General features: G+C 36.8%; 18 protein-coding genes. 5 read left to right on the forward strand and 13 right to left on the reverse strand.

Features of this window, described 5'->3' with window-relative positions:
• Positions 1–92: 92 nt before the first annotated feature.
• Together RE409_RS16460 and RE409_RS16465 are read right to left on the reverse strand one after the other, a co-directional pair.
• A complete protein-coding gene (locus RE409_RS16460; RefSeq protein WP_201224016.1) occupies positions 93–728 on the reverse strand; it encodes an MOSC domain-containing protein in 636 nt (211 codons plus the stop codon).
• Between the two features lie 752 nt (positions 729–1480).
• Positions 1481–2326 carry a non-homologous end joining protein Ku gene (locus RE409_RS16465; protein WP_098176335.1) on the reverse strand — a complete coding sequence of 282 codons (846 nt, stop codon included), beginning with the start codon at positions 2324–2326 and terminating at the stop codon, positions 1481–1483.
• A 149-nt stretch (positions 2327–2475) separates the two neighbouring features.
• Between RE409_RS16465 and RE409_RS16470 the strand changes: the two genes are divergently transcribed.
• A complete protein-coding gene (locus tag RE409_RS16470; RefSeq protein WP_201225143.1) occupies positions 2476–4323 on the forward strand; it encodes a DNA ligase D in 1848 nt (615 codons plus the stop codon).
• A 13-nt stretch (positions 4324–4336) separates the two neighbouring features.
• Here the strand turns inward: RE409_RS16470 and dapF are convergent, their stop codons facing one another.
• From dapF to RE409_RS16495, 5 genes are all read right to left on the reverse strand, one after another.
• Positions 4337–5323: a diaminopimelate epimerase gene (dapF, locus tag RE409_RS16475; protein ID WP_201224015.1), complete on the reverse strand. Its 987-nt coding sequence runs from the start codon at positions 5321–5323 to the stop codon at positions 4337–4339.
• 249 nt (positions 5324–5572) lie between these two features.
• Complete coding sequence (locus RE409_RS16480) at positions 5573–6874, reverse strand: NCS2 family permease (protein WP_057219073.1); 1302 nt, start codon at positions 6872–6874, stop codon at positions 5573–5575.
• Positions 6875–7037: 163 nt separating this feature from the next.
• Positions 7038–7613, reverse strand: a complete 576-nt coding sequence (locus RE409_RS16485) for a beta-class carbonic anhydrase (protein ID WP_053346567.1) — start codon at positions 7611–7613, stop codon at positions 7038–7040.
• Between the two features lie 77 nt (positions 7614–7690).
• The gene (locus tag RE409_RS16490) at positions 7691–8485 is read right to left on the reverse strand and encodes a hypothetical protein (protein ID WP_201224013.1); all 795 of its coding nucleotides are present in this window, start codon (positions 8483–8485) and stop codon (positions 7691–7693) included.
• Positions 8486–8751: 266 nt separating this feature from the next.
• Positions 8752–9072 (reverse strand): DUF4870 domain-containing protein, encoded by a 321-nt coding sequence (locus RE409_RS16495; protein ID WP_056520737.1) that lies wholly within the window; start codon positions 9070–9072, stop codon positions 8752–8754.
• Positions 9073–9294: 222 nt separating this feature from the next.
• Here RE409_RS16495 and RE409_RS16500 point away from each other — a divergent pair, with 222 nt between their 5' ends.
• The 4 genes from RE409_RS16500 to RE409_RS16515 all read left to right on the forward strand — a co-directional run bounded on the left by RE409_RS16500 (position 9295) and on the right by RE409_RS16515 (position 12252).
• Positions 9295–10077, forward strand: coding sequence for an undecaprenyl-diphosphate phosphatase (locus RE409_RS16500; RefSeq protein WP_201224011.1), 783 nt, complete (start codon positions 9295–9297; stop codon positions 10075–10077).
• A 353-nt stretch (positions 10078–10430) separates the two neighbouring features.
• A complete protein-coding gene (locus RE409_RS16505) occupies positions 10431–10985 on the forward strand; it encodes a GNAT family N-acetyltransferase (RefSeq protein ID WP_201224009.1) in 555 nt (184 codons plus the stop codon).
• Positions 10986–11201: 216 nt separating this feature from the next.
• Entirely contained in the window at positions 11202–11594 is a 393-nt protein-coding gene (locus RE409_RS16510) for a CidA/LrgA family protein (protein ID WP_053346572.1), read from the forward strand.
• The gene (locus RE409_RS16515) at positions 11569–12252 is read left to right on the forward strand and encodes an LrgB family protein (RefSeq protein ID WP_201224007.1); all 684 of its coding nucleotides are present in this window, start codon (positions 11569–11571) and stop codon (positions 12250–12252) included. The genes RE409_RS16510 and RE409_RS16515 overlap by 26 nt, the downstream gene beginning before the upstream one ends.
• Positions 12253–12327: 75 nt before the next feature.
• Here RE409_RS16515 and RE409_RS16520 read toward each other — a convergent pair whose 3' ends face one another.
• The 6 genes from RE409_RS16520 to RE409_RS16545 all read right to left on the reverse strand — a co-directional run bounded on the left by RE409_RS16520 (position 12328) and on the right by RE409_RS16545 (position 19083).
• The gene (locus tag RE409_RS16520; protein ID WP_201224004.1) at positions 12328–13497 is read right to left on the reverse strand and encodes a Ger(x)C family spore germination protein; all 1170 of its coding nucleotides are present in this window, start codon (positions 13495–13497) and stop codon (positions 12328–12330) included.
• 2 nt (positions 13498–13499) lie between these two features.
• On the reverse strand, positions 13500–14972 hold the full coding sequence (locus RE409_RS16525; protein ID WP_309557817.1) for a spore germination protein: 1473 nt from the start codon (positions 14970–14972) through the stop codon (positions 13500–13502).
• Positions 14953–16056 (reverse strand): GerAB/ArcD/ProY family transporter, encoded by a 1104-nt coding sequence (locus RE409_RS16530; protein WP_201224000.1) that lies wholly within the window; start codon positions 16054–16056, stop codon positions 14953–14955. The genes RE409_RS16525 and RE409_RS16530 overlap by 20 nt, the downstream gene beginning before the upstream one ends.
• Before the next feature lie 319 nt (positions 16057–16375).
• Positions 16376–17724, reverse strand: a protein-coding gene (locus tag RE409_RS16535) for an IS3 family transposase (RefSeq protein WP_201182105.1) whose coding sequence is annotated in 2 segments (ribosomal slippage) — positions 16376–17280 and positions 17280–17724 — 1350 coding nt in all. Because the reading frame shifts where the segments join, the coding sequence is not laid out codon by codon here.
• A 77-nt stretch (positions 17725–17801) separates the two neighbouring features.
• Positions 17802–17951: a DUF2639 domain-containing protein gene (locus tag RE409_RS16540; protein ID WP_082527397.1), complete on the reverse strand. Its 150-nt coding sequence runs from the start codon at positions 17949–17951 to the stop codon at positions 17802–17804.
• A 52-nt stretch (positions 17952–18003) separates the two neighbouring features.
• Positions 18004–19083 (reverse strand): undecaprenyldiphospho-muramoylpentapeptide beta-N-acetylglucosaminyltransferase, encoded by a 1080-nt coding sequence (locus RE409_RS16545; RefSeq protein ID WP_309557818.1) that lies wholly within the window; start codon positions 19081–19083, stop codon positions 18004–18006.
• Positions 19084–19094: the final 11 nt, after the last annotated feature.

The raw sequence follows: 19094 nt of genomic DNA on the forward strand, positions 1-19094 counted from the left end.
GTTTATATTTAATTTACATTAATAATCTGTCAATTTCAATAGTTTGATAGTCATTTTTTTCTTTTCTACTAAGATCATACATCCTTCAAAGTTTAAACTCTCTTTAATATCCTTTGTTTCCAGTCCACCGCTAACGAATCTACAGAAAGTAGAGCATGAGCTCCATCCTGTCCGTCTCGATTATGCAGGATCACTTCAGTTGCATAATATACAGAGATGTTTTCTTGAAGTCGATCTAATAAAACAATTTCATCTTGTTTTTTAATAACTCCTTCTTGAATGACCTTTGCAAAATAACCAGTAAAACTTGTTTTCATCACTGATGTCAAAAACTTAGGTTCTTGGTTAAAATGAGAAATAGTCGAGCAAGGAATTCGTCCTTGGGTGATCTGAACAATTGTCCCACCTATTTGATAGATATCACCGATATACGTTTGAGTTTCCATCATCCCAGCTACTGTTAAATTCTCACCAAAAGCAGGGATATCAAGCTGTTTAGAGAATTTTTCATTCCAAAATGAGTAATGCTCAAAAGGATAAATGCACAATGCACGGTCAGGGCCTCCATGGAACTTTAGATTCCCTACTCCGTCTCCAACTATTCCTGATTTTGTTACGGTCACATTATCCAAAGTTTTTTTATCCATAGCTGATAAAATCTTAACATTCGAAAACATTTCCTGTTTAGGCTTTCCGGCTTGAAGGGACACGATTTTTCCATTTTCCAATTAACATCTTCCAATCCTATTTACTTTATATCATCCTTATATGAATACATTATACTAAAAATTCATTTTATTCTGCATCTATTTTAATTACTTTACTATTTCAGAGAAGATAAAAACGTCTACTTCCGGGAGAAATGGTGGAAAATTACTGATTTTCAGAAAAATCGTACTATAGTTTCGGTAATTTGGTTGCTATTTCAGAATTAAATATGGTAGAATATGAACACAATATATAGTCGAAAAACAAAATTGGTCGCCTATATGTTGATTTCACGATTAATTTCCTCTTTGTCGCTCTTCAGGGAGCGAATTTTTTTGCCTTCTTCAAATCCACTACTCAATCCCTACAATAAAGATCAGCCATATATCGCCTTACTGAATGACACTATCATCTTCAGAATAATATTTTGCTCTGCTCAGAATCACTCCATTAAAACACATCAGCCTAAAACACTACCTTTTCTTTTTAAATTCTCAGCTTCTTCTCTGTCAAAAAGAACCATTTCGTTTTTCTTACTAAAAAAACCAAGGGTTTTAATTCACATTCTTCCTCTACCGCATAGATTAGTCCTACAAATATCTCCACGGGCAACCCAATTATCTATACAAAACACAAACTTTATTAATATGTATTCCGTTTAAACTCTTCAGCTATGTGTACCTCTTTAACCACTGTATTCACTTTGTTCCCCTTCTGAAAAAACAAAAAGAAGCTGAGAGACATTGGTTCGTCTTCCACTCAGCTTCTTTTTTTACGCTTGTTTCTTTTTTTTCGGTGCCGCTTTTTTCCGGGTCGTCGTTTTTTTCCCTTCCAGTTTATCAGGTTTCGTTCGATCAATGGATGCTTGTAAAGCTTCCATTAAATCGGTAACATTGTTGGACACTGTTTCTTTTGTTTTGGCTGTAATCGTCTTCTGTCCTGTCTTCTTTGATTCAATCAGCTCAAGTAACGCCGTTCGATAATCATCATTGTATTTTGTCGGATCGAAAGTCGTCGTTAATTGATCTATTAATAAAATTGCCGTATCAATTTCTTTTTTTACAATTGTATCATTTGCAGGGATATTCGGAACATCTGCTGCGGAGCGTACTTCATCTGGATAATGAATCGTTTCCATCAACAAGGTGTTATCTACAACCCTTATAACCGCCATTTGTTCCTTTGAACGGATGATGATTTTTGCTAACCCAACTTTATTCGATTCCTTGAGTGCTTGCCGCAATAGGGAATAGGCTTTTATGCCACCATCATTTGGAGACATAAAATAACTACGGTTAAAATATATCGGATCTATTTCTTCAATTTTAACAAAATCCATGATTTCCACTGATTTTTCTTCATTTTGTTTTTTAAGTTCTTCTAGCTCATTGTCTTCTAATACAACAAACTTTCCTTTTGTATATTCAAAAGCACGAACAATGTCTTCCTTGCCTACTTCCTTCTGGCAGACCGGACAAACTTTTTCGTATTTAATTGGTGAGTGGCATTCCTTATGCAACGTTCGCAAGGATATGTCCTTATCTTCCGTTGCGGCATGAAGTTTTATCGGAATGTTCACCAAACCGAAAGAAATGCTTCCCTTCCAAATGGTATGCATATTCATCACCTCATAACTTTTTATAAATAGAAGTACAGGCTTATTATTCCCTCTTGTCTAAAATAATTCGAAAAAACATTTGCCAACTCTAACACCTCATTATTTTGGCAAAAATAATGTCAATCACTTATTGCGGAGGTACAAATAAAATGAAACCGATGCTGCCAACATATTACCCCGAAGCCCCGAAATCCACGGATTGGCGTTATGAAGTCAAATATGACGGTTTTCGTGCCATTTTAACAATAGATGCCCATACGGTAAAAATTACGAGTCGAAACGGGAAGGAATTATCTTCCCTTTTCCCAGAAATCAGTACATTTATTAATGACCTAGATCTTAAAAGTTTTCTACCACTGCAGTTAGATGGTGAATTAGTCTGGCTCACAAATGAAGCAAAAGCAGACTTTTTTGAGGTACAATGGCGTGGCCGCCTACGGAAACAATCCCTGATTTCTGAAAAAGCTAATTTTACCCCATGCCGGTTTATCGTGTTTGACCTGCTTAGGATCAACGGAAATGACCTTACCACTAATTCAATGTCAGAACGAAGGAAAATGATTAAAAACCTTGGAGAAATACTTGAATTGCCTATGCCTCCTAATCCAAATGATAAGGCTTTAATTCAATTGATTGAGAGTTATGTCGATTTAGATAAGGCAATAAATAAAGTCATCCTCTTAGATGGAGAAGGGATAGTCGCCAAGGAAATTCAAAGTACTTGGCAAGAAGGAAAACGTTCCACTTCCTGGATCAAAGTGAAAAATTGGAGGGCTGTTTCCTGCTTCATCACAGCTTTGAATAAAGAAAACGGATATGTTTCCCTCGCAGTATATAAAGGGAATGAAATCACGAAAATTGGTAGTGTCAAAAATGGGCTTAGCGCTCATGATAAAAGTATCTTACACGAACTGATAAAACAAAATGCTTCAGAAGAAGACGAACAATTCTTTTATATACATCCGTCCATTTGTATTGAAGTTCAATTTTTACATGTATACGAGGAAAATGAATTACGTGAACCTCAGTTTTCACAATGGCTTTTACAGACATCCCCCAATGAATGTACTTGGGAAAAATTCGTAATCAGCCAATTTACATTTCCAGATTCAATACAAATATCTTCCCGGGATAAACCACTTTGGATAATCGATGACAAACAGGTGATAAAAGTTGAATACCTTCAATATTTACGAGAGGTTTCTGCATTTTTCTTACCCTTTTTAAAGGATAAACTGCTAACAACGATTCGTTATCCCCATGGATCTATGGACAATGAAAAATTTTTCCAAAAAAACAAACCAGATTATGCGCCTGCATCTATTAAAACGTTCTGGGATGAGGATATTGAGTATATGTTGTGTAATGATATTGAAACATTGCTGTGGTTTGGCAACCAACTTGCACTAGAGTTTCATACTCCATTTCAGAAAGCGGGAAAAGTAAAACCTGATGAAATCGTCCTGGATTTAGATCCACCCTCGATTGAATTTTTTTCTTTAGCAATTAAAGCTGCACTTGAAATAAAGAAGGTAATGGATTCTTTAAATATCAAAGCATTTGTAAAAACTTCCGGAAACAAAGGGCTGCAAATTCATATTCCACTACCGGAAGACATCTTTTCCTATCAAGAAACACGTATGTTCACCGATTTTCTCGGTCATTACTTAATAAGCTCTTACCCAGATGATTTTACAATGGAACGATTGAAGAAAAATCGGCAAAATCGACTCTACCTTGACTTTGTACAGCATAGTGAAGGGAAAACCATTATTGCCCCTTATTCCCCGCGCGGTAATCCGTTTGCTGGTGTTGCTACACCATTATATTGGGAAGAAGTGGGCGAAAGACTTCAGCTCAAAGACTTTACGATTGAAACCGTACCAAATAGAATTAAAAGATTGGGGTGTGCCTTTAAGGATTACAGACATGTCAATAATGGCCCTGCTTTTCTTGAGGTTTTGTCCTTTCTCAAACAAAAAAAGACCAACTCATAGTTGGTCTCGTACTTTATAGCGTAGTTTTTAAATAGCTTTGTACTTCTGCCTGCAACTTAGCATACAGACTTGTTTCCGCGTCATAGTCATGTTTTTCAAGTAGTTCAAACTTTTCCGGCTGATTTAAGTCAATTTCAATCAACGCCTTATATTCATAGGTTGCGTTCCCGATTAAATCAATCGAATATTTTTTGCTTTCTTTATCATAATGCACAACACATTTAACTTTCCCGCCATTATTATAAACGGAAATTTCACTTTCTAATGAGTTTAGTCCAACAGAACATGTAATCAGACTAGAAGCCGACATCGCTGTTCCGCAGGCATTTGTGAATCCTACGCCTCGTTCAAATGTCCGGACATAAATACTACCTGGCTCCAGCTCTTTCACAAAACTGACATTGACACCATCAGGGAACAGCTCGTTCGACTGATTGACCTTCATTGAAAGTTCTGCCTGCAATTCACTTTGCAGCACATCACTATCGACCAAAGTAATTAAATGCGGATTAGGAACTGCCAATGCCGAAAATAAAAGGGAATCATGTAGCTCCGGCAATGGTTCATTTTGCAATTGTTCCTTTTCAACGATAAGCGGAAGGTCCTTTACCTTAAAACTAACTGGGGAAATTTCCACCTTGAAAGTTGGAATCCCTTTATAGATATCTTCCGTTTTTTCAACGAGTAAATTTGCTTTCATCGTCTCCACAATCATTTTATCAAGCCCTAGAACGTCATATGCATAACGAGCCACACAACGAAGTCCATTACCACACATTGATGCTTCCGACCCATCCGCATTAAAGACACGCATTCTTGCATCTGCATGTTCACTTTTCATTACAAATAAAATACCATCCGCTCCGAGCTTTTCCCTATTACAAAGAGTCTGGGCTAAATTTTTGCGTTCTTCTTCAGTAAACGTCAAGGTTGTTGTTAATTCATCAATGATTAAAAAATCATTGCCTGATCCATGGCTTTTTAAACCTTCAATAATCATCCTGTCACTTCCTCAATTTGCTACTTTTATATATCATTATTTTAATATCTTTTATCATAGCATTTTCAGAACAGATGTGTCATTGCGAAATTTACAATAAATCGAAATTTCCTTCAGGAGTTTTTTTCATCTCACCTATTAAAGGCACAGAGTGTAAGCAACATTATAGTCCACTCCATTTTAGTTACTATATGCAATAAAGAGCGGCTAGAATAAGAAGTTTCTTATTCCAACCGCTCTTCCAAAATGTCAACCAATCATTCCGATAATAAAATAGACGATAAACAATCCCGCACTCACATACATCGGAGTTGAGACCTCTTTTGCTTTTCCAGTTACCAGTTTCAAGAACGGGTAAAGGATAAAACCAAAAGCCATTCCATCTGCAATACTGTAAGTAAATGGAATGATTGTGATAATTAAGATTGCCGGTATGCTTTCGGTAAAGTCGCTAAAATCTAGCTTTTTAATATTTTCTAGCATCAGAATGCCAATAATAATTAATATTGGAGCAATGGCACTGTCTGGGATCACTTTAATTACCGGTATAAATAATAGGGAAAGAATGAATAACAGGCCTGTCACTACTGATGTCAAACCAGTTCTGCCTCCTGATGCGATTCCAGCTGCTGTTTCGACAGTTGCAACCGTAGGACTAGAACCGAAGATACCTGAAAGAAGAACGGAAACACTTGTAGCTTGCAGTGACTTTTTATAAGCTTCAGGACGGTTGATACTTTGTACATGTCCGTGTACAAGACCAATATTTTCAAAGACAAGAACCATTGTCATAGCAAAGACGCTTATCCAGAATTCAATTCTGCCTGCCTCAATGAACGATAATGAAAAGAAGAGATCACTATAGGAGGCTGTGTCTAAACCTGAAAATTGGATATCCGAGAGTTGAACTGTACCAAACCAGTAAGCAATAAGACTACCTGCTATGATGGTAATCATAAAATTACCTGGAACATTCTTGATAAATAACGTGATGGCCAGTAAAAATGTCAGCACCGTCGAAAGCACAGCTGGATCACCTAAATCTCCAAGGGCAACAATTGACGACGAACCGCCTGTTATAATCCCGCCCTTTTCGAGACCGATTAGCATCAAAAATAAACCTAGACCCACAGAGATGGCATCTTTTATCGAACTTGGGATTGAATCACTAATTAATTTCGAGTATTTTGTAAAAGCGATGACTACAAAAATAAACCCCGAGATAAAAACAGCACCAAGTGCCGATTGCCAAGACAGACCCATTCCTTGAACCATTGTATATGCAAAAAGGGCATTGACACCCATGCCTGGAACGATAAGGATTGGAACATTTGCCCAAAGCCCTATCATGATACAGCTTAAAGCTGATAGAAGAATTGTGGCAATTACTGCACCATTAATCGGTATGCCCGCCTCTGATAAAATCAGAGAATTCACGACGAGAATATACACTATCGTAAAATAGCCGACAACTCCGGCGAGGATTTCACGTTTTCCATTCGTTTCATATTTGGAAAAATGAAAAAACGCTTCCAAGTTTTTTTTATTCATGTTGTATCCTTACTAAATTTATCCCTCACCCACCCGTTTGTATCTGTGACAAACTACACTTGGTGATTTTAACAAAAAAACTGATAAAAATAAATAGCATTTCTCAAACTTAAAAAAACTGTCGGAAATAATTCCGACAGTTTTTTCAACGAACCAATTGTTTTTATTGGTTTTCTTCTACCGCATAACCATCAACAACCAATTCTAATTTACCTGTATCCGGCGAAATAATCAGTCCATGTACAGGAATATTCTTTGGAATTAAAGGATGGCCTTTGATTACTTCCACGCTTTTTTTAACACTTTCATATACATCATCAAATCCGCGAAGCCAACTACGGATATCTATTCCCGCAGCTCCAAGTGTATCAATGGTACTTTTCGGAATATCACGATCAATCATCTTTTCAACTACAGAATCAGCATCAACTGATGCCATTCCACAGTCATGATGAGGTATAACAAAAACTTCATCTGCTTTTAGCTCATAAATAGCTACAAGAATACTCCGCATGACGCTTCCAAATGGATGGGAGACGATTGCGCCAGCAGTTTTCAATATTTTCACATCGCCATTTTTGACATTCATAGATTTTGGCAATAACTCGACAAGCCGAGTATCCATACAACTGATAATAACCATACGTTTCTCAGGGTACTTATCAGTTGTGTACTTAACATATTCACCTTCTTCTACAAACTGTTCATTAAATTCAAGAATTTCATTAAGTAAACTCATAATTACCACCCTTTTTTCTATGTATTTCACTTTTATTATATCAAATATTTCGAAGATTGGTTAAAAAGATATTTTAGTCAATTAGAGCGATGGTTTAGAGTAGCTGCACAAAACCCAAATATGATGATCTTTGGACTTTCTTCAACGTTAGATGAAAAGGTAAGAATAGGTGTATTTGTCTTAAATCTTTTCCCCCACTCTAAGGGCATCCACCCTTCTTGGTACGAAACAACCTTTTCTCCTTCTTTTGTCTTAATCTCAAAAGAAGTTAAACTTCCCGATGTTTGAACAGGCATCCATTCTGTCCCGTCAAACTTATAAATCATTCCATTAATTTTCACGAGTGACTTATTTTCTTGATAAAACCCAATAACCCCACCTTGATGATCCAAAATCGTAACCTTATTAAAAAGGCCTCTTTTAATATAGTACTTAGCAAGTAAATGCCCCTCATGGTCGACCAATTCATATCGCTTAGGCAATAGCATCGATAAGAAATTCGGAACCATCCACATGAACCACTTCATATTTAAATCTCGAATTTCGCCCAAAAGAGACCCATTAGGCGCAAATAGGAGTAGCCGTAAAGTTGGAGCAGGCATAAAAGTCAGTAGTACATGTTTAGTTTGTAATAAACCTGTATTCGTTTCAATTAGTTCGATAGGCAATTCCTTTATTCTATTTTCATAAATCCGATGACTTACAAATTGGGCAATACTTAAAAAAATAAATGGAGCCGTTATCAATAAAATGTTACCAGGAATTATTGTAAAAGCATGACAAATAAAAAAAACAATGGCCAATACAAGAGAGATCCAAGATGCATGAAAATTTGAATTGCTCGTTTTTTGATAATATTCGCGAATATTCATATTCTGCTCCTTACTCCTTATATAGAAGAATCACCGTCTGAATTGACAATTATCGGCAAGGTGTCAAGCAGCCTGTCACTCATTTCTCTTAAAGGTTATTGAAGGAAATATTATAATACTTTATTCGCTTTAATGTGACCTATTCCCTTTTTTAATAATAAGGCAATTATCGAACTAAACACAGCGTCGTAATTATTTTTCCTAACAAAGTAAATATTCCCAGATGATAAAAAGGGACTCGTGTATAACGAACCCCTTTTTACATTCTATAAAATTCTAAAAATTAGTGGAAAGCGATAGTCTGTTCCTTCATAAGCCCTGACTGCAGCAATGATAGTAAATACGATTAAAGCTATTCCGATAACCGGCAATAGTAAGAATCCAATCAGTACCAGTGACAGAATCCCTGCAACAATCGAATATACGGTGTAGGAAATAAAAAAGTTCAGATATTCCCTTCCGTGATAATCTACAAATTGTGACGAGTCCTTCTTAAGTAGCCAAATGACCAAAGGACCGACAAAAGCTGTAAAAAAGCTGATGACATATATAAGGGCAGCAAACACTCTTTCATCTTTAGTAGGCATAGTGTCTTCTCCTCCTCTCTCATATGAATAATTACGAATCAAATAACAAATAGTTTCATTTTCCTTTCATTATATTCGAAAAAAGTTGAAGAGGACTATCTTTTCCTTCACAAATCTTGTTGGTAATTTAATTTCCAAAAAATCTGAACATTTTCATCCTTCTTGTGCATACAGATAAAATAAAGGATTGTCCTAAAACACCTAGACTGGGGTGATGTTTTTTTGCTAAATCAATTTCAAGCCTTTATCCTTGGAATCATTCAAGGCTTGACTGAGTTTTTACCTATTTCAAGTACAGGACATTTATATTTAGGGCGGCATTTATTCCATCTTGACGAGGCAGGCATTTTTCTAGATACCATGCTTCATATCGGAACCTTGCTTGCCTTATTAGTTGTCTACAAGGATGACATTATTTTCTTACTGAAAAACCCTTTCTCCAAAATGACGCTGCTCTTGATTGCAGGAACATTCCCTGCTGTGGTTGCCGGTCTTTTACTAGGCGATTGGTTTGACGGCCTATCAAAAACAGGAGTGACAATCGCCTGGGAATTTTTAGTCACCGGACTGATTTTATGGTTAGCAGACGGGGTAAGAAAAGGGAGCAAATCGCTGAATGAAATTTCCATAAAAGATGCCCTTATTATCGGGACATTTCAAGCCGCTGCCATCATGCCTGCCCTATCACGTTCTGGATTGACCATCGCCGCTGGACTTTTCTGCAAGCTTGACAGAGCCACTGCCGCCTATTTTTCCTTTTTGTTATCGATTCCTGCAATTACAGGGGGCATCGTATTTCAGATGAAACCCATTTTTACAGGAGATGTTGAACGGCTTCCAATCACAGCCCTTTTTGTCGGTACCCTGGCCGCAGCAATCTTTGGCTATATCGCCGTTGTGTGGATGATTGATTTTTTAAAGAAGCGTTCACTGAAAATATTTTCTATTTATGTTTGGGCACTCGGTACGATCATTTTATTCATGCAAATTACAGGGAAATTTTAATAAAAACAAAAAGCATTTCTCAAAAAAATAGGGAATAAAATCAATTTTTCTAAAGAAAAAAGCACGCGTTTGCCTTCCAATTTTAACCTTCATAAAAAAGTTGAAATTTGACGAAAAAAAAAGGCAAAAAACCTATTCCCAAACCGTTTTTTTTTTAGTATTATACCTTCGTAAGGTTCTTTAGATTTATATATTTTCAGACAATAAAAATAGGGAAGGCAAATGGTGCGCCACCGGTTTCCGGTTCTAGTGGGTTCGATTCCCACCCCGAAATTTTTTGACGAACGACTTAAAAAATTTCGAGGGTGGGCAGCGACTACGCATAAGAACTGCCCTCAAACGGAGGGACGGAAATGTTAAAAAAGAGAGATTTTACAGATTGTTTTTCTCTTTATGAACAAATGACGCATCCAGATGTCTTCCCTTTCGTGCGCCATAAAGTAGATTCATATGAAGAATATGTATTCGTTACTAAGCAAACGATCGAGGCCGAAGAAACTGGTGAACTCATTTCACGAACAATTTTAGATGAATGGGAAAACCCCATCGGTTGTATTTCTTTATACGATATTGAAAATGGTGCAGGTTTCCTTGGCACGTGGCTTGGCAAACCCTATCATGGTAAAGGATATAATGCCATCGCAAAAGATGCTTTCTTTAAAGAGCTTTTTTTCGAGCTCGGTATGGAAACAGTCTTCATGCGTATTCGCAAAAAAAATATCCGCTCTTTGAAAGCCGCTGAAAAGCTCCCCTATGCCGTCAATGCAAACGGAACAAGAAAGTCCCTTTATGATCAAATTAATCATGGTGAAGATATCTTTGATTTGTATGAAATTCCTAAAGATTTATACACCTTTCACATCCTTAGACAGAACGATGATGACGAACAGCAGTTACTTGAAGCATAAAAGAAATAACGCAAGTTAATATCCTTGGATAAGATAGGTTACTTATTATTCATATAAGATAGGAGCTTCCTAAATTGGAACGCTCCTTTTTCAATTTTTACAGGAAGATATAAAAGAATGTTGCAATACCCTATTATTTTTAGGATTATTTTTTTATAATGAATACACTTGACTTATTCACAAATATATTCAAACCGTTTTTGAAAGGAACTAATCATGAAAAAATCATTTACTTTTATCATGCAACTTTTAATGTTGCTTATCCTTTGCAAGCTTGGCTATTATTTATCTGATCACCTTCAATTGCCTATTCCAGGTAATGTAATCGGCATGATTCTTTTATTCATTTTGTTACAGACAAGAATTCTAAAAGTCGAGTGGATTGAACTTACTTCAGGATTTCTGGTGAAGCACCTTGCCTTTTTCTTTATCCCTATTTCTATTAGCTTAATGACCATGGGGTGGCTTTTCATAAAATTTGGTCTGCCGTTAGCACTCACATTGGGCGTCAGTTTAATTTTTGGATTTATCGTTTCAGCCTGGACGGTTCAGAAGTTATCCCATAGAGGAGAGGTTAAACAGCATGACAACGCTCATTACCATTTATAGCATATTAATAACAATCCTTGCCTATTTTATTGGAAGGAAAATATATGCTAAACATCCATCACCCTTTACGACTCCCGTATTTTTTAGTACGGTAACAATTATTCTTGTGCTTCTGTTCAGCGGTTTAGATTTCAATGATTATTCAACAGGTAAAGACATCATTACCTATTTCCTGGGCCCAGCTACCGTTGCCTTGGCCGTACCACTTTATAAAAATAGGACCATAATTGTTAAATATGGAATTCCTGCTATTAGCGGCATGCTTTTAGGGCTTACGGTAACATTAATTCTTGCCTTCGTCATCGCCAATGCCTTTTCTCTTCCACAGTTCATTCTTCAAGGATTAGCGGTTAAGTCAATTACAGTACCAATCGCTGTAGAAATCACCGAACTTTATGGAGGTAACCCTAATGTTTCAGCCGCCTTCGTTATTTTGACCGGAGTATTAGGTACGATGATTGCCCCTAGAATGATGGATAAACTTAACATTACTATGCCATTCGCTCGCGGCATTGCTTATGGTACTATTGCTCATGGTCTCGGTACTGCGCAAGCTACACAGGAAAGTGAATTTACTGGTGCTGTCGCAGGCGCAGCCATGGCTATCGCCGGTATCCTTATTTCCTGCTTCTTTCCTCTAATAGATAATTTTTTATAAAATAAAAGAACCGCAACGTCAAGAGACGTTGCGGTTCTTTTGAAACTGCCAGTCCCTGTTTTTTTAATGCTGAACTTAGTTATTAGGGAGTTTTTCATTTTTAAACGGATTGTATTCGAGAGTACCAGCATTGGCAAGGTTAACATTTATGTTAATTTGTTCGAAAGAATTTGCATGCAAATAATCCTTCGGTTCATTAATATTGTTGTTCTTCCAAAATCGCAAGTCTTTTCGGTACAATTTTTGGCCAAGACCAAGTGGATCCCCATTGCGTTTTAAGCCAATTTCAAATGTTTGTTCAATGTCTTTTTTTATATAATCCTGAACAAATTTTTCAAGGTTTTTCAAGCTATCGTTTGTTGATAATTCTAAAATACTCCCCTTAATGTCAACATCTAAGGTGAATTTAGCTTCATTATTTTTCACAATCGGTTTAATTTTTACATGAGGGTGAGTTAACGAAATATAAGTTGTCCCATTCGCTTTTGTGAATTCGATTGGTGTTCTATTCGTTTTCTTTGTAATCCAACGCGATCCTTTCAAGTCTTCAACTGAATACCAATTCATGGATTTTTTATAATAAATCACATAAGCCCCGTCAATTGTAAAGGTCTTCCGCTTTTTTTTATCTTCAGTCCAATCATTGCCACTCCATGAAATAGTTGGGAGTGTTGTTGTGATAGATACATCCCTGTAGGTGGAAATAAAGGTTCTCAATGTAATCGGTTCAATATAGGAAAGGTTTTCATAGATAGGTTTTGGAAAATGCAACTCTGAGTATAAAGGGGTTAAATTAAAAAACCCTTTTATAGAAAACAATTCATCCAAAGGTTTTTTTGTCGCAAAAATATTACTTGAATACCTGATTAAATTAAACCTGAAGGCGGCATCCACTATATCATTAATATTATGCTCTATTGCTTTATCTGTGAGCACAAATGTTGAAACTTGTCCAAGATATAATCGCTGTTGAGCTGTTTGATATAAGTGATTAATGGCTTCTGATATGGATTTTCCACTATGTTTGCCTATATAAACTTTTGTTGGTTCCGAACTTTTAGCTTCAGTTTTGGCAACAGCAGACAAATCAACAAGTTGCACATACACAACATACTTACCGTCTTCATAATCTACTCCTAAAGCAGTTACATAATGGATATCCTGAATGTCTTTATAATCCCAGCAACCTGTTAAAATGAACAAGACCGAAAAGATAAGGAAAAGCTTCGACAAACGTCGTGTCATTGTTACTCCCCCTTTTGCGTGCGATCAAGAGCACCTTCATTTTTTTTCTTTGAATACCACGGTCTTTTGAAAATAGCATCTGTGAGTTTTTGGAAATTAGGCGGTGAAAATTCATTCATATATGGAACTCCAAATGACTCAAGACAAGAGACGCAACAAGTAACAATTAAGAAACCAACAAGAAGACCATAGATGCCTAGAACAGAACCTAATATTAAGATAAATAAACGAAGCACAGATACAGTCCCCGTTAAAGATTGATTAACTAATGTATAGGATGCGACTGATGTGACCGAAGCGATAACAAGCATCGTTGGGGACGTCAAACCGGCACGGATAGCTGCATCACCGACAATTAAACCACCTACAACCGCCACAGTTTGACCAACTGCTTGTGGCAGCCTTACTCCAGATTCTCGAAATAGCTCAAATAAACCGAGCATAAGGAACATTTCAATGGCAACAGAAACAGGAAGGCCCAACCTTGAGATGCTGACTGTTGCAAGTAAAGGAAAAGGCATCTGGTCAATGTTATATGCTGATAAAGCTACCCAAAACCCTGGAAGTAAAATAGAAAAAATCAAACCAAATACTCGAAGAAACCGTTCAAAAGAAACGAATAGAAAAGGAAGACTCGAATCTTCAGCTGCTTTAATCTGAAGCAATAAAGTGGTCGGGGCTATGATAACAGTAGGTGCACCGTTCATAAGTACTATAAACCTGCCTTGGGTTAATGATCCGACACAAAAATCGGGTCTGCTTGTATAATGAGTCAAAGGAAATAATTTGAATTTCCCTTTAGAGATGAGTTCCTCAAGCTGATGGCTACTAATTAACACATCAACATCTAGAGTATTCAGTCTTTCACGGACGAGCCTAACAAGTTCAGGATTGATGATGTCATCTATATACATCAGTGCTACTGTAGTTTGACTGCGATTCCCAATAATAAACTCTTCGTAAGAGAGGGAACCTGTTCTCAGCCGTTTACGAATGAGAGCAACGTTTGTCGAAAGGTCTTCAACAAATCCATCACGTGGTCCACGAAGGGATACTTCAAATGAAGATTCCTCTGGCTTCCGGTTGGGAACATCAGGCAAAGGTAATGAAAATAGCTGTTGTGATTGTTGAAAGAAAATTAACACTTCGCCGCTAAAAATCCGTCTATTTACATCGTCGTTGTCAACTGGACTGCAAGAAATTTCTGTCAATGCTAATGAAGGATGAAATGCCGTTATCATATTTCTAATATTATCTTTCTTATCTAACATTGATTTGAGGTTTCGTAATACATTGCCATTCAACTCAAGAGTATCTACCATTCCAGGATAAAAAAATAAAGTGATTTTAGCTGTTTCGTCATTTTCACCTAATATCACCTTAAATGATACGTCCGGACTATTGCTGAAAAGCTGCCTGAAGAACTCTTCGTTATAAAATGACTGTTCAATTTGTTTATTTTTGAATAGTTTCATCAGAAACCTCCTTCCGTTTAGGTTGTATAACTGCGGTAACTGTAAACAAAAGAATTAGGGTTACAAGGAAAAAGAAAGTTCCTTGAAAATAATAGTTCTTTAAAAAATCATAAAAAATGATATTACTAAGAGGAATAATAGTGATGATAACCATCATAATGGCAAGACTCATGAGTATCCCCTTTTTAATGAGCAGTGATTTGACTCTTAATAAATCAGGAATTAAAAACATGGCTATAGAAATTCGAATAAATGCGCCTGAAAGCCATTGATATATGGAAAAGAAGTCAGTATGGGCAATATATTTTCCAATTGTCAACAGTCGCCATTGTTCATAAGCCGGATAGCGCATTTCATTAGACAGGACGGGTCCAAACTCAACAATGGCACCAGTAAGCGGCCCGAGAATTAATATAGTTACAATAACCATCATTCCAATAACTGTTTTCAGCTTAATGGAATCCCCATTAGATAGGTGATGCTGGAACAATATAATGATAATCAACTCCAAATATCCATTTGCTATGTAGTACATTGACTTAATGCCATGAAAATAGCCTTGTTCGAATAGAGGAAATAGAAAATCATAATTTTTTTCGGGAATATTACCAGTGGCTACAAAGATACCAAGGATAATGACAAAAGGTAATAAAATAGCTGAATTAATAGCAATTGATCTAAGATTCGAGTAAGAAAGTGCAGCACATATCAACGCAAAAGGAATAATAATGGCAAATGGTGGTGTTTGATTTAAAGAAGTTGTATTGATCCAGTCAACCATATCTTTAGCTGTCGTCAAGATGATCGTAATCAAATAAATTACGAGGAAAAAGAATATCAGCTTGGTAAATCGTTTACCAATCCGATTTTCCAGCCAGGGAAAGAGGTGTTCTTTTTTTTTCTTTTTTAATATCCAATATAAAAGGAACCCCCAAGCTATTGATAAAAGTCCTGTAAGAGCGGCAAATAACCAAGCATCTCTTCCCGCTACCTCTAGTACGAGAGGAATAATCATAACGTGATTCAGCAATCCTACTGAAAGGACAACAATATTTAGTGAGGATTTGGAATTAATCTTTGTCATGTTTTAAACTCCGAACTTAAAGTATTTTATATAGGAACCAGCAACTGTTTACTGTTTATTATTGAGGTTTATCTTTTGCTGAATATTGGGTTTATATCCAAGGATTGTTTTTCATACAAAAAAAGAAGCCGATCCTCTAGTTAGAAATTCCCAAAAAGAGTCGGCTTCTTTATTATTTATTCTAGTTTCGTACTATTCTACTATTATAGACTTTTCACAAATTTTTTTAGGTTTACTAATCTCCTCACAAAAAGTTAACGACGTTTAGAAAAAAGAACCGCAACTGAAGTGAACCCAAAAAGTTAGACACTTTATTTAATTAGGCAGCCTTGAGGGCATGAACCCGGAATTCTACCGGGCTCATGCCTTTTAATTTTACCTTGATTCGTTGATGATTGTAGTAATGGATATATTCTTCTAATTCTTGTTTGAAATGCTCCATGCTTTCAAATTCTTGAAGATAAAGTAACTCTGATTTTAATAGGCCAAAGAAGTTTTCTATGACCGCATTATCGAGACAATTTCCTTTACGGGACATGCTTTGTGTAATGTTATGTCTTTTCAAATCATGCGAATATTGTTTCATCTGGTAATGCCAGCCCTGATCTGAATGAAGAATGGGTGAATCTTTCGATTCCAAGCGGTCAAAGGCTTTCTCCAGCATTTTGGAAACGAGGGGATAAACAGGCCGAGATTCGACATTATAGGCGATGATTTCTCCATTAAACAGATCAAGAATGGCCGATAAGTATAGTTTCTCCCCAGCTAGATGGAATTCTGTGACGTCTGTCACCCATTTTTCATTTGAGTTTGTTGCCTTGAAATCACGTGCTAGAATGTTGGGTGCAATCTTGCCGATTTTCCCTTTGTACGAACGGTATTTCTTCATGCGAACTAAAGACTTCAATCCTAGTTCATTCATCAATCGGAGAACTGTTTTATGATTGATGCGAGCACCTCTGTTACGTAATTCTAGGGTGATACGCCGATACCCATAGCGCCCTTTATGCGTATGGAAAATCTCTTCGATAAGGGATTTCATTTCTGTGTATTTATCCTCACGCCCGAAGGCGTTTACCCAATAATAGTATGTACTCCGTGCCATGTTAGAAATGGATAGAAGCAGATTTAAATCAAATTGTTTCCTTAGTTCATGGACTACTTTCGCTTTGTCTTTCTTTGTAGGGCTTCCTTTTCTTGAACTAAGGCATTCAACTTTTTTAGATAGGCATTCTCTGCACGTAAGTATTCTAATTCGGCAAGAAGTGCTTCTTGAGAGCCTTTAGCTGGTGATGTTTTTTTGGTTTCTTTTTTCATGGATAGACGCCCCTTTTTCTTTGGTTTAAGGGCGTCTATACCTCCTTCCTTCAACTGATTTGACCATTTCAAAAGTGTAGAATCGGAAGGAAGATTATAGTGTACAGCGGTCTCGCTGATCGATGCCCCATATTCGTTCATATAATTAAGTACCTCTAGTTTAAAGGGCAGAGTGTAATTTGTATAGGATGAAGCAATTCCTTCCATCCCATGTTCTAGATAGCGAGCGACCCATCTCTTCAGAGGGGATAAACCTACATTTCTTTCTTGTGCGATGGATTTATAGGATTTTTTCCCTTCCAAGTACTCTAAAACTGCATGTAATTTTTCGTCTATCGTATATTTAGTCAAAAAAACTGCACCTCCAATTGTTAGATGTTGTCTAACAATTGGGGTGCAGTTCAAACGTACTAGCAGTTACGGTTCTTTTATGGTTTCTCTTTTTGCAGGTCTTCGTATAAACGTCTCAAAATATGGGTTTTATAAAGCTCCAGCTTTCTTCGCTCAATTGGATGGTATCTTATTTCTGCATCTTTTAATTGTTGAACGAACCAACCTTTGGAATATTTATAAGCCATACTACCCCCTCCTCTGTTCGAAAAAGATATGCTTTGAAGAGGGAATTGATACTTATTTTTTTGCTGTCATTACATCAATTAATAAATCATACATTTCAGCCGCCGTTTTGAATGGGCGCTTTTGACGCATTTTCGCTTGATACTCATCTGATTTATTCACTAAATCAGCTAATGTGCTATTAAAGATTTGATCATTTAAATCTTCTTCTTGAATGACTTTACAAAAACCTTGTTTTTCAAAGCTTGAAGCATTTAAAATTTGATCCCCACGAGATGCATTGGCACTTAGCGGAATGAGCAACATTGGCTTTTGCAGACCAAGGAATTCAAAGATTGAATTTGAACCAGCCCTTGAAACAACTACATCAGCCGCTGCTAAAAGGTCAAATAATTCTTCGTGGACATATTCAAAAGGAGCATACCCTCTTTGTTTCAATTCCGTTTGGACATTCCCTTTTCCACAAATATGAATAATCTGGTAGTCCTTTAATAATGCTTCAAGGTTTTCAGTAATCAATTTATTGATTTTTACAGCTCCAAGGCTGCCACCCATAACGAGTAACACTGGCTTGTTGTTCGTAAAACCACAAAATGCTTTTCCACTCGAAGCGTTTCCAGAAAAAATCCCATCCCGTAATACTGCTCCAAGATACATGGCCTTCTCTTTTGGCAAGTCCTTTTCTGTCTCCTGGAACGTGGTGAAAATTTTCGATGCAAGCGGCATTGCAATTTTATTAGCTAGGCCAGGTGTATAGTCCGATTCATGTATGGCAATCGGGATTCTCAGCATCCTTCCCGCCAATACGACTGGTACGGATACGAACCCGCCTTTTGAAAATATGAAATCAGGCTTTGTCTTTTTTAAAATTTTTCGTGCATCAAAAATCCCTTTAATGACTCGGAACGGATCTTTTAGGTTCTCCGCTGATAGGTATCGTCTGAATTTCCCAACTGAAATCGTTTCATAACGGATTTCAGGAAATTCCTTTTCGATAATATTTTTTTCTATACCTTTTTTTGAACCAATATAAGTAATATCCCAATCATGCTCTAAAAATTCCGGGATAATGGCTGCATTAACAGACACGTGGCCGGCTGAGCCGCCTCCAGTAAACACTATTTTCTTAGTCAATATTTCCACCT

Source organism: Peribacillus sp. R9-11, from assembly GCF_031345095.1.
In the GTDB taxonomy this organism is placed as follows: Bacteria; Bacillota; Bacilli; order Bacillales; family DSM-1321; genus Peribacillus; species Peribacillus butanolivorans.